Raw genomic sequence first — 13,787 nt, 5'->3', positions numbered from 1 at the left:
CCGGAGCGCAGGGTAGAGCAACAGCCGGGGGCGGGTCCGTAGAGCATCTGCCGGAGGCGATCCATGGAACAGGCCGCACTGCGTCCCAAGCCGATGCCCGGTCAGGATCCGGGCGGTGACGGGAGTCCGACCGGCACCAGCAAGCGCCCGCACGCCGCGCGACGACGTGGCAGGCGGCTGATGTCCCTGCTCTTCGGTCTCCTCGTCTCGACCGTACTGGTCCTGTCGGGCGTCGGGATCGGGACCGTCGGCGCCACGGTGATCGGTATGAGCAGGCTGGCGGACTTCCAGAAGCAGGCGGGTGCGGCGCAGGGACCGTCCGGCCGGGCGTCCCGGCCCGGGCAGACCTCCGGCGCGCCGCAGGCCGGTGGCATCAAGTCGACGTCCGGCGGCGGGAGTCCGGCACCTGCGACGGCACCGGAGCCCGCGCCCGGGAAGGCCACGCTCGGCGTCGAGGCCGTCGACGGCCCCGACGGCGGGGGCGCGCTCGTCGTCGGTGTGCACATCCCCGGCCCCGGCTACACCGCGGGTCTGGTGCGCGGTGACACCCTGATCGCCTTCGCCGGGACACGGCTCGGCTCGGCCGCCGACCTCGCGCGGGCGGTCTCGGCCGCGGACCCCGGGACGACGGTCACGCTCGACGTGCGCCACGCGAACGGCAACCACCAGCAACTGTCCGCGGTCCCGGGCATCGTGACCTGACGCCGGCGAGTCGGTCAGACGGTCCTGAAGTGGCTGGTCAGCCGCCCGTCGTCGGCCAGTACATGAAAGGCGAACCCAGGGGGCGCGTCCCGGTCGGCGGCCCCCTCGCCCTCCCAGGGCAGCCGCAGCGTCCAGGTCACCCCGGGACCGACGACGAGCGGCCGCCCGGCGAAGGCGGTCGCGGCGGGCGTGTGCGCGTGCCCGGTGATCAGCCCGGCGACCTCGGGCCTGCGCTCCAACAGCGCGGCCAGGGAAGCAGGCCGGCGCAGCTGGTAGGCGTCCGGGAGCGGATGGTGCAGCGCCACCGGCGGATGGTGGAAGGCGAGCAACGCCGGAACGGCGCCGTCCAGTTCGTCGAGCGTCGTCTCGATCCAGGCGTACGTCTCCTCGTCCAGCTCTCCTTCGTCCTGGCCCGGGATGCTGGAGTCGCACATCAGGACGGCGGCGTCGTCGAAGAGGTGGACGCTGTTGACCGGCCCCTCGGACACGGGCTGCCCGAGCAGGGCCTTGCGGTAGGGCGCGCGGCTGTCGTGGTTGCCCGGGCAGGTGAGTACGGGGAAGGGGGGCTCCCCGTCGCGCAGCCCGAGCAGACGCGCCGCCTCCTCGTACTCCGCCTCCGTGCCGTGGTCCGCGATGTCGCCGGTCACCAGCAGGGCGTCGACCCGCCCCGGCAGTTCCCACAGCCGGTCCCGCACCCGCTCGGCCCGCTCCGAAGCGCGCCGGCTGCCGTCGAGATGCAGATCGCTGATGTGTGCCAGTACGAGCATGGCCTGGGCCCCCTCTGGAAGCTAATGGAATATCCGCATACAACCATTAGTGCTAATGGACTGGCAATGCTCAACCGTTAGTTGAGCTCCCGGGACCGACGCCATGGCCGCAACCGGCTCGCGTCCGCATCGGCGAACGGGCAGGATGCTGCCCGTAGCCCCTGGGGAAACTCCGGACAGACGGAGGCATGGATGACCGGCACGCCCGCGCCCTTCACCGCCGGTGATCCCGCGCCCTTCACCGCTGGTGACTACGGGGCCCGTATGCGGCGCGCGGCCGAGGCGGCCGCGGACGCGGGACTCGACGGCGTCCTGATCGCTCCCGGACCCGATCTGGTGTGGCTGACCGGCTACCGGCCCGTGGAGACCGAACGCCTCACCCTGCTGGTGCTCAGGGCCGGGCAGGACCCCGTGCTGGTCGTGCCGACCCTGGAGGCCCCGGACGCGGCAGCGGCGGCCCCCATGCTGACCCTGCGCGACTGGACCGACGGCAAGGACCCGTACGCGGCGGCCGCGTCCCTGGTCGGGAGCGAGGGCCGCTTCGGCGTCAGCGACAACTCCTGGGCCCTGCATCTGCTAGGCCTCCAGCGGCGACTGCCGGACACGCGGTACGTCGCCCTCACCGAAGCCCTGCCGATGCTGCGGGCGGTCAAGGACGCGGCGGAGGTGGCGCGGTTGGCGGAGGCCGGGGCGGCCGCGGACGCCGCGTACGAGGAGATCCGTAAGGTGCCCTTCGCGGGGCGCGGGGAGGCCGACGTCGCCGCCGACCTCGCCGAGCTGCTGCGGCATTTCGGGCACTCCCAGGTCGACTTCACCATCGTCGCCTCGGGCCCGAACGGCGCCAACCCGCACCACGAGGCGGGCGAGCGCGTCATCGAGCGCGGCGACATGGTCGTCCTCGACTTCGGCGGTCTCAAGCACGGCTACGGCTCCGACACCTCCCGCACGGTCCACGTCGGCGAGCCGGACCTCGAGGAGCGCCGGGTGCACGACGTCGTGCGCGCCGCCCAGGAGGCGGGCGTCGCGGCGGTCCGGCCGGGGGCCGCCTGCCAGGACGTCGACCGGGCGGCCCGCGCCGTCATCACCGAGGCGGGATACGGCGAGTACTTCATCCACCGCACCGGGCACGGCATCGGCGTCACCACCCACGAGCCGCCGTACATGATCGAGGGCGAGGAACTGCCCCTCGTGCCCGGGATGTGCTTCTCCGTGGAGCCCGGCATCTATCTGCCCGGCCGCTTCGGGGTGCGCATCGAGGACATCGTGACGGTGACCGAGGAGGGCGGATGGCGCCTCAACACCACGTCCCGCGAGATGGCGATCGTCGACTGACCGGCCACCAGGAGTACTCCCCAGGGCCTCCCGGCAGTCCAAGGCCCCCGACGGCAACGGCGCGACCATGACCCAGGCACCGACACCGACCGCGGACACCGTCCGCCGACTGGTCCGTTCGCTGCTCGCCGACAGTGGGGCGGCGGCCGCGGGCCCCGACGTCCGGCCCGTCACCGAGGGCGGTGAGCACTCCACCTGGTGGGTCGGCACCCGTCATGTGCTGCGGCTCGCCCCGGACCGCGAGACCGCCGTGCGCCGGCGCCGCGAGCTGCGGCTGCGCGAACTCGTCCGCCCGCTCGTCGGGGTCGCGGTGCCGACCAGCGTCGCGCACGGCGACTGGCCGGGCGGCCTGACCTACACCCTGGACACCCGGCTTCCCGGTCGCTCCGGCGAGGCACAGGACGTCTCCGCGGTCGGGGAGGCGGACCTCGCGGGACTGCTCACGGGGCTGCGCGAGGTGCCCGTACGGCAGGCCGAGGCGCTCGGGGTGCCACGGGCCGCGCCCCGCTCCCTGGAGGAGCTGCGGACGGCCGCGGAGCGGGCCGCCGAGGGGCTCGCCGCCGCCGACGAGTTCGACCCCGGACGCCTCGCCCAGCTCACCCAGCCCGCCGCCGGCCAGCTGGCCGCGCAGACCGCGGCCGCCGTCCTCGTCCACCACGACCTCAAGGGCGAACACCTGGTGGTGAGCGCCGACGGGCGGGTGCGCGGCGTCCTCGGCTGGGCCGACGCGGTCCTCGGGGACCCCGCCGAGGACATCGCCGGGCTCGCGATCGCCGTCGGCGCCCCGGCCGCCGTACGCGCCGCCACCCTCGCCGACTACGGGGCCCGCCCCTGTCTGCGCGGCCTGTGGCTGTCCCGCTGCGACACGGTGATCCGCCTCGCCGAGCGCCTGCGGGGCCGCGGCGAAGGACCGCTCCCGCTGCTGCGGACCCAACTGGGTCGCGCCTGGGAGCCGATCCTCCTCGAACGGCTCACGGAACTGCCGGGCGACGGCTGAGCCCGGCCGCGCGAAGCCGGCAGGCGCTCACGCCTGCGTCAGCACCACGCACGACTCGCCCGGCACGCTCAACAACCCGTCCGCGTCCGGTGCCTCGACCGGTTCCCACGCGGCCAGCACGCGCGCGTGGCGCAGCCCCAGCGGGATCTCGGCGGCCTCCTTGCCGAGGTTCACCGCCACCCGCACGTCCCCGCGCCGCAGGGCCAGCCAGCGGGCCTGGTCGTCGTAGACGACCTTGACGGCGGCGAGATCGGGGTCCGCGAGGTCGGGCTGACGTCCGCGCAGGGCGATCAGGTCGCGGTACCAGGCCAGCACACGCGCGTGGAGTGCCTTTTCAGGTTCCGACCAGTCCAGGCAGGAGCGGTCGCGGGTCGCCGGGTCCTGCGGGTCGGGGACGTCCTCCTCGGCCCAGCCGTGGGCCGCGAACTCCCGCCGCCTGCCCCGCCGTACGGCCTGAGCGAGCTCGGGATCGGTGTGGTCGGTGAAGAACTGCCACGGGGTGCCCGCCGCCCACTCCTCGCCCATGAACAGCATCGGGGTGAAGGGCCCGGTGAGCGTCAGCGCGGCCGCGCAGGCCAGCAGCCCGGGGGAGAGGGACGCCGACAGCCGGTCCCCCTGCGCACGGTTGCCGATCTGGTCGTGGGTCTGGGAGTAGCCGAGCAGCCGGTGCGCCGACACGCGCGTACGCTCCAGGGGACGGCCGTGACGGCGGCCGCGGAAGCTCGAGTACGTATCGTCGTGGAAGAAGCCGGACGTCAGCGTCTTCGCGAGCGCCGAGAACGGGGACCGCGCGAAGTCCGCGTAGTAGGCCTGCCCCTCACCGGTCAGCGCGGTGTGCAGCGCGTGGTGGAAGTCGTCGTTCCACTGCGCGTGCAGTCCAAGACCGCCCTCCGCGCGCGCGGTGACGAGCCGCGGGTCGTTCAGATCCGACTCCGCGATCAGGAACAGCGGCCGGCCCAGGTCGTCGGCGAGGGCGTCCACGGCCGTCGACAGCTCCTCCAGGAAGTGCACCGCGCGCGTGTCCCGCAACGCGTGGACCGCGTCCAGGCGCAGCCCGTCCAGCCGGAAGTCCCGCAGCCAGGCCAGGGCACTGTCGACGAGATACGCGCGCACCTCGTCCGAACCCGGCGCGTCCAGGTTCACCGCGGAGCCCCAGGGCGTCTGATGGGTGTCCGTGAAGTACGGCCCGAACGCGGGGAGGTGGTTGCCGGACGGGCCGAGGTGGTTGTGCACGACGTCGAGGACCACACCGAGGCCGAGTTCGTGCGCCCGGTCGACAAAACGCTTCAGCGCCTCCGGGCCCCCGTACGGCTCGTGCACGGCCCACAGGGAGACCCCCTCGTACCCCCAGCCGTGCCGCCCGGGGAACGGACACAGCGGCATCAACTCGACATGGGTGACACCCAGTTCCGCGAGGTGCTCGAGCCGTCCGGCGGCCGCGTCGAGCGTTCCTTCGGGGGTGTACGTCCCCACGTGCAGCTCGTAGAGGACCGCGCCCGGCAGCGGGCGCCCCGCCCACTCCGTGCGCCACGCGTACCGGGCCTGGTCGACCACCGCGCTCAGGCCGTCCGGGCCGTCCGGCTGCCGCCGCGAACGAGGATCGGGCAGCACGGGGCCGTCGTCCACCGCGAACCCGTACCGCGTGCCGTCCTGCGCGTCCGCGTCGCCCGCCCACCATCCGGCGCGCTCCGGATCGCGCTCCAGCGCGCGCGTGGCGCCCGCGCAGTGGAGCGTCATCCGGTCGGCCTCCGGTGCCCACACCTCGAACCGCACAGACGGTTCCCCCTTGTCCGCTCTCCGTTGTCCGTTGCTCGTTGCCTGTTGTCCGTTGCCCGCTCTTCGTGACAGAGCGCGACGTCAGTGACGCAGCATGTCGTGACGTAGCACGTCCATGGTGCTTCACACGAGATCAATTCGCTTTCGATTCCACCCTTTTGCCGCGTGTTTGCCACGTGATGGACGCGTGGAACCCACCTGTCGGCGGCAGTGGCCGTTTCCGGGTCTTCTGGACACCCCGCTCCTACTGACCGACAATCACCTCCGTGACGTCGTCTTTCGAGTTCCACACGTACCCCGCGCGGCTGTCCGACGCGGAGCGCGACCGGGCGCTGAAGGCGCTCAGTGACGGCGTCGCCCTCGGGCGCCTCTCGCACGACACGTTCGTCCGCCGGATGGAACTGGCGCTCGCCGCCCGCCGCTCCGACGAACTCGCCGTGCTCATCGCCGACCTGCCCACCGAGGGACGCTGGTCGAAACTGGTGTTCGGCACCGTCGAGGCGGTCTCCGGCTTCACCGTACGGCTGCGCAGGGCCTGGCAGGCCGAGCGGCTCCCCAAGCTGCTGCTGCCCCACCCGGGCAACAACTACCCCCTGCGGATCGGCCGCGACCCCGCGAGCGGACTGCGGCTCAACCATGAGACGGTCTCCCGCGTCCACGCCGAACTGAGCCGCCAGGGCGGCCTGTGGGTGCTGCGCGACCTCGGCTCGACCAACGGGACGACCGTCAACGGACGGCGGGTGATCAGTGCCGCCGTCGTCAAAGAGGGCGACCAGATCAGCTTCGGACGCATGTCCTTCCGCCTCTCGTCCTCCTGAGCGACCGACCCGCACCCGCATGAGCCTTCCCGCACCCGCATGAGCCTTGGCCTCGGTTTCACTCAGCGGTTTCCTTAAATTCCCTTACGTTCGACGGTGTTGACGTACCTCCACAGCCGTGACTGACTGTGCGTACACCATGTACATCAGGTGAATCGACGGCACCACATTTGTGGAGGTGCGCCCTGCCGCCACTCCTCCGCTACCCGACCGTGGACGAGCTGGGCGCCCGTGCGGCCGCGCTCGTCGCCCGCCGGCCGCGCGACGCCCGACTGCGCCGCGTGGGCACGTCACGGGCGGGTACCCCGCTGTGGCTGCTGTCCGTCGGACACGGCAGCCGCCAGGCCCTCGTCGTCGCCGGACCCCACGCCAACGAACCCGTGGGCGGTGCCACGGCCCTGCGCCTGGCCGAACGGGCGCTCGCCGACCCCCGGCTCCGCGAGGGCGCCGACGCCACCTGGAACCTGCTTCTCTGTCTCGACCCCGACGGCGCCCGCCGCAACGAGGCCTGGCTGTCCGGCCCGTACACCCTCGGCAACTACTTCCGGAACTTCTTTCGCCCCGGCTTCCTCGAACAGCCCGAGTGGCTGCCCGAGGGCGCGGCAGGCGCCACCCTCCCGGAGACCCGCGCCCTCCTCGACCTCCAGGACGAACTGCGGCCGGTCTTCCAGTGCTCCCTGCACGGCGTCGACGTCGGCGGCGCCTTCGTCGAACTGACCCGCGAACTGCCCGGACTCGCCCAGCGCGTCGCCCACACCGCGGCCCGCCTCGGCATCCCGCGCGAACTCGCGCCCTACGACACCCTGTACTGGCCGAGGCTCGGCCCCGCCGTCTACCGCATCCCCCCGCCGCACCCCGGCGACCTGGCCGCCGCCATCACCGAGGCCGCCGTCGAGTCCACCTGGTTCCATCCGCACCGCTACGGCACCGTCACCGCCGTCGTCGAGGCCCCCATGTGGGGCGTGGCGGCCGTGGAGGACGCCACCCGGCCCGCCGACGCCGACGCCGTACTGCGCTCCGTCAGCCACACGCTGCGCCACGACACACGGCTCCTGGAGGGCATCCTCGGGCGGATCCGCCCCAGCCTCGACACCTCCCCGGACGCTGCCTGCCTCCTCGCACCCGTCGACGACTATTTACTCGTCGGCCCCGGCCTCGCCGACTCCTGGGACCCCGACATGCACGACGCCGGGGCGCGCCGCCTGCCGCCGCTCGACACGGCCCGCCTGACCGCCCTGCGCCTCGCCGGACGCCGGGTCGCCCTGCGCACGGCCGGGCTCCTGCACCAGCTCGTGACCGGCTCCGGGCGCGACCCGAGCGGGGCGCTGCCGGAGCTCGACCGGCTGATCGACGCATGGTGCGCCGACTACCGCGAGGGCTGCGGGGCGCGCTGGATCCCGGTCGCCCGCCAGGTCGAGTACCAGGCGCGCGTGGTGATCGCCGCGTTCGAACTCGCCGGGCGGTACGCGCCCGTGCGCTCCCATTCGGGTGAGACGGAGTGGGGTTCGCAGGCCGCGCTGCCGATGCACCGGGAATGACGAGAAACATCCACGCGGCACGCAACGCTCTCCTCGCGACCGTCGCCCTGCTCACCCTGGGCGCGACCCCGGCCCAGGCGACGTCCCACCAGACGTTCCCCGGCAACTGGCTCTACCTCACCCTCACCACCGGCGACGTCCACTCCAGCAGCATCCGCGGCACGCTCCTGCTCTGCGACCCGCCCCAGGGCCACGCCCACGCGGCCGAGGCCTGCGCCGAACTCGCCACCGCCGGGGGAGACATCTCCCGGATCCCGCCCAGGCCCGACACCATCTGCTCGATGATCTACGCACCGGTCACCGCCTCCGCGCGCGGGGAGTGGGAGGGGCGGCAGGTGACGTACTCGCACACGTTCTCCAACTCGTGTGTGATGGGGGCTGAGACGGGGGCGGTGTTTGCGTTGTCGGGCTGAGGTGATGTCGGGATGACAGATGACGAAATCTGTCATCCGATATCCGTCATCTGAAATCTGTCATCCGTCAGATGCGATCTGTCAGACGCGATCTGTCAGACGCGATCTGTCAGACGCGATCTGTCAGATGTGATCCGTCATCCGTGATCTGTCATCTGTCAGAGGTCAAGCCGCGCCGTCCCGCGCATGCCGCGCCGCCGCCACCACGGTGCGGGACTGGTGCTCGACCTGGTGCTCCAGGGGAACCCAGCGAGCCCGGAAGCGTTCGGCGAAGGCGTCGCTCCATGCGGCGACCAGGCGCTCGAGGCGCGGCGCCGCCCGGTCGTCGGCCTCCTGGAGGACCCGCAGCAGCATCGCGGCGGCCCGCAAAGGGAGCCGGCGCCCGAACGCGTCGACACTGCCGACGTACGCCATCGTCGGATCGGGAGGCGGCGTCCGCACCCAGTCGTGGGCGAGGCCCGGCACCAGCTCCAGCGCCCACTTCGCGGCACGCAGGAGGGGCCCGTCGGGGCCGGGGAGCCTCGGCAGGACCTCCGTGAGCACCGTCTGCACCTGGAGCGCGTCGCGCAGCAGCCGGTGTGCCAGGCGTCGCATCGCCGCATCCGGAGCGGGATGCGGCGCCGGGTCGTCCACGAGGTCGCTGGCCCACATCGGCACTTCGACGACCGCGGTCAGACCGCCGTACCGGTGGGTGTGGTACCAGGTGCTGTGCCGGGCGTCGTCGGGCATGCTCGGGTACGCCGCGTCCGAGCCCGGCGCCGGCATCACATGTACCCCGGGTCCGGAAGCGGGCCAGCCGGCGGCGTCGGAGGCGCCCGTCTCCACGGGGATGTGCAGTTCCGCCGCGGACTTGGCGAAGGGTTCGGCGAGGCCCGGGATGTCCTTGGTCAGCTGCACCCAGCTGCCGCCGAGATCGGTGCCGTGCAGGGTCACCTGGAGGTAGGGCCGCAGCTCGTCGATGACCCGGGTGAGGGCGCGGGTCTCCGGGGGCAGCCGGTCGGGCGGCAGGACGGAGGGCGACCACTCGGGCTGCTCGGGGCCGGCTGGACGGAAGAACCCGAGGTGATAGTCGAACAGGGTGCGCGGCGCGGGTGTCACATGGAGGCTCGCGCCGTCCGGGTCCGCGCAGAGGAGGAAGTGCCAGGAGGTGTCGGCCCGCAACTCCCGCTCGTGCAGTACACGTTCGGCCAGGGCCTGGAGCGTCGAGCCGCCGGTCGGCTCGTTCGCGTGGGCGCCCGCCACGACGAGGACCGCGCGCTCGGCGTGACCGACGGACAGCAGATGGAGAGGCCTGCCCCCGCGCGAGACGCCGATCTGTCTGAGGGCGCACAGCCCGGGACGGTGAGCCGCCAACGTCCGAGCGGACGAGACGATTTCGGTCACACTGGGGTAACGCAACTCCGGCAGGAGACTCACCCCCGACTTGTCCGCCCTGCGTCGCTTTCCGCAGTACTCCACGGTCTGGGGGAACTGTCAAGGAGAAGGCGGGGCGGCGCCCCGCGGTGCCTGGTGGCATTGATCTCCGCCAGGACGGGCGGGCAGCGCCAGAAGGGACGTACGCGGCGCGGCTCGTGCAGGTCCGAGGGCCGGGGCCGACCTCGGGAGTCCCGGCGCGGCCGGCGCGTCGTCGTCCACGCAACACACCGACCCTCCGGGGCGAGCCCGGGGAGCGTGCGCGGTCGCGAGCCGGTCCCAGGGGCGAGCCTCGGCATCACCCGTACGGGCGTACGGGGACTGCGGTCCGGGGGCCGCGGTGGTCCGCTGGGAACAACCACGTGCCGCTCCCCGGCGCGCAGACCCGAGGTGGGAGGCCCGCGGTGTTGTGTCCTCATGGCCTTCCCGTCGAAGGCGCTCCGATCGCGCCCACCGTTCCGGACACGCCCGTCCCTCCGGTCACGCCGCTCGCGACCTCGACACGACCGCCCGTCGTACGACGGCTGCCCGACCCCCCGAGCCTGCTCACCCCCGGCATCGAACGCGACCCGTACCCCCTGTACCGCACCCTGCGTCAGAGGTTCCCGCTGGTGTACGACCGGCCGTTCGGCGCGTGGCTGGTCAGCCGGTACGCCGATGTACGCGCCGCCCTCGCCGACCCCCGGCTCGTCGCCGCGCCGCCCGGACGCACCCTGGCCCACCTGGAGGGCGGCACGCACAGCGCGCACCGGGCGCTGGTCTCACCGGCGTTCCGCGGACACGCCCTGACCGCGCTGACCGCGGGCGTCGAACGGACCGCGTACGTCCTCGCCCGCCGCCTCGCCGACCGCCAGGAGGCCGACCTCGTCGCCGAGTTCTGCCACTGGCTGCCCACCGCGGCGGCCGTCGCGGCGCTCGGGCTGCCGTACGAGGACACCGCGCGCGTGCACGCCTGGTGCCGCACGGGCCTCGACCACCTCGGCGGCCACCACCCCGAGCTCGACGCCTTCCTGCTCCCGTACATCGCCCGTCGGCGCGCCCACCCGGGCGACGATCTGCTCTCCGCGCTGTGCACGGCGCGAGCGGACGGGCGCCCGCTGTCCGACGAGGCCGTGGCGGGGATCGCCGGGACGCTCCTCGGCGCGGGCGGCGAGGCGACCGCGCACGCGCTGGCGTCGTTCCTCGCCAACCTCCTCGACCACCCCGGCCAGCTGGCGCTGGTCCGCGCCCGCCCCGAGCTGACGGCCGGGGCCTGGGCCGAGTCGCTGCGCCGCGATCCCCCGCTGCACATCGTGCTGCGCCGGGCCGTCGAGCCGGTCGGCGCGGTACCCGTGGGCGCCACCGTGGCGTGTCTGCTGGGCGCCGCGGGCCGCGACCCGGCCCGGTTCGCCGACCCGGACCGCTACGACGTCTTCCGGCCCGACCCCGGGCAGCTCGCGTACGGCTCCGGACGCCACTTCTGCCCGGGCGCGCTGCTCGCCCGGCTCACCGCGGAACACGGCCTGCACGCCCTGTTCGCCGCCCTCCCGGAGCTGCGCAGGTCCCCGGGCTTCCATCCCGTCGCGGACGGCCTGCTCAGCCGCTCTCCCCGGAGCCTGCTGGTCCGTCTGGGCCGACCCGCTCCAGAAGGACCACCGGCAACGGCTCGAAAAGCTCCGCCACACGCGTGTGCCCCGTGAACTCCCGCTCCGGGGCGAGTACGTCCGTCCACCGCCCCTCCGGGAGCGCGAGCCGGGTGTCGCGCCAGCCGCCCGCCTCCGCCAGGCGCAGCGAAAGCCGGGTGACGGCGGAAATCACCTCCCCGGAGCGGACGAACGCCGTGCAGTGCGCGGCGCCCGGCCCCTGCGCCGCCAGCGGCACATACGTCGCCGCGTCGCCGAAGACCTCGGGGCGCCGCGCGCGCAGCCGCAGCGCCGCCGTGGTGAGCGCGGCCTTCGCCGAAGCCTGCTCCAGGGGCGCGAACGGCTCCCGGTTGTCCGGGTCCACCAGCGCCAGGTACTCGCCCTCGGTGCCCTGGTAGACGTCGGGCACCCCGGGCATCGTCAGCTGGACCAGAGCGGCCCCCAGGACGTTCGCCCGGACGTGCGGGGCGAGCGAGGCCCGCAAGTCCGCCACGCGCCGCCCGGGCGGCCCGCAGGGGCCCGCCGCGACGAAGGACGCCACCGAGTCCTCGTACGCGGGGTTCTGCTCGGTCCAGGAGGTGTGCAGCCCTGCTTCCCGGACGTGCTTGAGCAGTGCCCCCTGGACGCGTTCCGCGTCGGCCGGACCCAGCCCGAACACCGTCTGCCACGCGGCCCACGCCAGCTGGGGGTCGGGCACGCCCGTCGTCCCCTCGCGGGTCACCTCGGCCAGCACGTCCGCCCACCGTTCGGGGCACTGGGTGAGCACCGAGAGGGCGGCGCGGACGTCGGCGCTGCGTTTGGTGTCGTGGGTGGACAGGGCGGTGCCGGTGGCGGGCCAGTCGCGCTGCACGCGCGCGCAGTAGGCGTGGAAGTCCTCCGGGGACACGGCCGGAGCGCCCGGGTTGCCGCCCACCTCGTTGGCCGACAGCAGGGGCACATAGCGGTAGAACGCGGTGTCCTCCACGGACTTCGCCCGCAGCGCGGACGAGGTCTGCGCGAACCGGGCCCGGAACTCCGCGTGCTCGGGCCCGTCACCGGGCCGCCCGAGCAGCAGGTCCCGCACGACGTCCACGGCGTGCGCCTCCTCCGGCACGGTGAAGACCGCCCGGGCCTCCTCGGCGGCCTCCTCCGTCACGACCAGGGAGGCGTCCGTGGACGGATACGGCCGGTACACCTCGACGCGCACCAGGAGCTCCCGCAGCGCGGTGCGCAGGGCCCACGGGGCGTGGTCGCGCGGTTCCGGGTCGGGGGAGGCGGCGCACAGCCGGCTCGCCACGCGCGTGAGGCGGTCGGACTCCGTGGCCAGCTCGTGGGTGATCACCTTGTACGCCGCCCGGCGCACCGTCGCCTCCCAGTGGCCGCCCCGATCGGCCTGGGGGGCCGCGAACCGCCGGTACTGTCCGAGGAGTTCCCCCGCGCCCGCCGGGTCCGTGAAGAGGCCGTCGACGTGCCGCAGGGCGTCGTAGCCCGTGGTGCCCGCGACGGGCCAGGCGGCGGGCAGTGGCTCGCCGTCCGCGAGGATCTTCTCGACCACGGTCCAGCGTCCGCCGGTCGCCGCGTGGAGGCGGCGCAGATAGGCGTCCGGGTCCGCCAGGCCGTCCGGATGGTCGATGCGCAGTCCCTCGAGCACACCCTCGTCCAGCAGCTCCAGGATCTTCGCGTGGGTCGCCGTGAACACCTCCGGGTCCTCGACGCGCACTCCGATGAGCTCCGAAATGCTGAAGAAGCGGCGGTAGTTGAGGTCGGTGCGGGCCAGTCGCCACCAGGCCGGGCGGTACCACTGCGCGTCGAGGAGCTCCGGCAGCGGCATTCCCGTGGTGCCCTCGCGCAGCGGAAACACGTGGTCGTAGTAGCGCAGTACGTCGCCGTCCACCTTCAGGTGGTCGATTTCCGCGCCGAGCCGCCCCCCGAGCACCGGCAGCAGCAGTCGGCCGCCCCCGGCGTCCCAGTCGATGTCGAACCAGCGCGCGTACGGCGACCCGGGGCCCTCGCGCAGCACCTCCCACAGGGCGTGGTTGTGGCGGGGTGCCATCGCCATGTGGTTCGGCACGATGTCCACGACCAGGCCGAGCCCGTGTTCCCGTGCCGTGCGGGCGAGGGAGCGCAGCCCGTCCTCGCCGCCCAGTTCCCCCCGTACACGCGTGTGGTCCACCACGTCGTAGCCGTGCGTCGAGCCGGGGACCGACTCCAGTACGGGGGACAGGTGCAGATGGGAGACGCCGAGCGAGGCCAGGTACGGCACCGCGGCCTCGGCGGCCCCGAAGGGGAACTCCGGCTGCAGCTGCAGCCGGTAGGTGGCGGTGGGCGCAGCGGGTACCACCGGGGCCGGGATCTCCCGTTCGGGACGCTCAGGTGTCATGGAAACCTACGTACCCGCCTCGCCCTCTTTCGTGTCATCGACGTACGTCC

At 73.5% G+C, this 13,787-nt stretch carries 11 protein-coding genes; 7 read left to right on the top strand and 4 right to left on the bottom strand.

What is annotated here, in order from left to right; genetic code table 11:
- The first annotated feature begins 63 nt into the window (after positions 1-63).
- Positions 64-702, top strand: a complete 639-nt coding sequence (locus tag AQJ27_RS31370; RefSeq protein ID WP_067375866.1) for a PDZ domain-containing protein — start codon at positions 64-66, stop codon at positions 700-702.
- Positions 703-716: 14 nt separating this feature from the next.
- Here AQJ27_RS31370 and AQJ27_RS31365 read toward each other — a convergent pair whose 3' ends face one another.
- On the bottom strand, positions 717-1,469 hold the full coding sequence (locus AQJ27_RS31365) for a phosphodiesterase (RefSeq protein WP_067375864.1): 753 nt from the start codon (positions 1,467-1,469) through the stop codon (positions 717-719).
- A 192-nt stretch (positions 1,470-1,661) separates the two neighbouring features.
- Between AQJ27_RS31365 and AQJ27_RS31360 the strand changes: the two genes are divergently transcribed.
- Together AQJ27_RS31360 and AQJ27_RS31355 are read left to right on the top strand one after the other, a co-directional pair.
- On the top strand, positions 1,662-2,801 hold the full coding sequence (locus AQJ27_RS31360) for an aminopeptidase P family protein (protein ID WP_067375862.1): 1,140 nt from the start codon (positions 1,662-1,664) through the stop codon (positions 2,799-2,801).
- Positions 2,802-2,868: 67 nt separating this feature from the next.
- The gene (locus tag AQJ27_RS31355) at positions 2,869-3,798 is read left to right on the top strand and encodes an aminoglycoside phosphotransferase family protein (RefSeq protein ID WP_067375860.1); all 930 of its coding nucleotides are present in this window, start codon (positions 2,869-2,871) and stop codon (positions 3,796-3,798) included.
- A 27-nt stretch (positions 3,799-3,825) separates the two neighbouring features.
- Here the strand turns inward: AQJ27_RS31355 and treZ are convergent, their stop codons facing one another.
- Entirely contained in the window at positions 3,826-5,571 is a 1,746-nt protein-coding gene (gene treZ, locus AQJ27_RS31350; RefSeq protein ID WP_067375858.1) for a malto-oligosyltrehalose trehalohydrolase, read from the bottom strand.
- Between the two features lie 269 nt (positions 5,572-5,840).
- Between treZ and AQJ27_RS31345 the strand changes: the two genes are divergently transcribed.
- From AQJ27_RS31345 to AQJ27_RS31335, 3 genes are all read left to right on the top strand, one after another.
- Positions 5,841-6,392 carry a DUF1707 and FHA domain-containing protein gene (locus tag AQJ27_RS31345; RefSeq protein WP_067375856.1) on the top strand — a complete coding sequence of 184 codons (552 nt, stop codon included), beginning with the start codon at positions 5,841-5,843 and terminating at the stop codon, positions 6,390-6,392.
- Positions 6,393-6,562: 170 nt separating this feature from the next.
- Positions 6,563-7,930: a M14 family zinc carboxypeptidase gene (locus AQJ27_RS31340; protein WP_067375855.1), complete on the top strand. Its 1,368-nt coding sequence runs from the start codon at positions 6,563-6,565 to the stop codon at positions 7,928-7,930.
- Entirely contained in the window at positions 7,927-8,343 is a 417-nt protein-coding gene (locus tag AQJ27_RS31335) for an SSI family serine proteinase inhibitor (protein WP_067375853.1), read from the top strand. The genes AQJ27_RS31340 and AQJ27_RS31335 overlap by 4 nt, the downstream gene beginning before the upstream one ends.
- A 165-nt stretch (positions 8,344-8,508) precedes the next feature.
- On the opposite strand, the gene AQJ27_RS31330 is transcribed toward AQJ27_RS31335, so the two are convergent.
- Positions 8,509-9,759: a M14 family zinc carboxypeptidase gene (locus AQJ27_RS31330; protein WP_067375851.1), complete on the bottom strand. Its 1,251-nt coding sequence runs from the start codon at positions 9,757-9,759 to the stop codon at positions 8,509-8,511.
- Between the two features lie 401 nt (positions 9,760-10,160).
- On the opposite strand from AQJ27_RS31330, the gene AQJ27_RS31325 reads away from it, so the two are divergent.
- The gene (locus tag AQJ27_RS31325; RefSeq protein WP_235613801.1) at positions 10,161-11,435 is read left to right on the top strand and encodes a cytochrome P450; all 1,275 of its coding nucleotides are present in this window, start codon (positions 10,161-10,163) and stop codon (positions 11,433-11,435) included.
- Here AQJ27_RS31325 and treY read toward each other — a convergent pair.
- Positions 11,332-13,737 (bottom strand): malto-oligosyltrehalose synthase, encoded by a 2,406-nt coding sequence (gene treY / locus AQJ27_RS31320; RefSeq protein WP_067375850.1) that lies wholly within the window; start codon positions 13,735-13,737, stop codon positions 11,332-11,334. The genes AQJ27_RS31325 and treY overlap by 104 nt on opposite strands.
- Positions 13,738-13,787: the final 50 nt, after the last annotated feature.

Source organism: Streptomyces olivochromogenes, from assembly GCF_001514115.1.
Lineage (GTDB): Bacteria > Actinomycetota > Actinomycetes > Streptomycetales > Streptomycetaceae > Streptomyces > Streptomyces olivochromogenes.
Note: the sequence above shows the minus strand (reverse complement) of the source record. Positions and strands in the feature narration are given on the sequence as shown.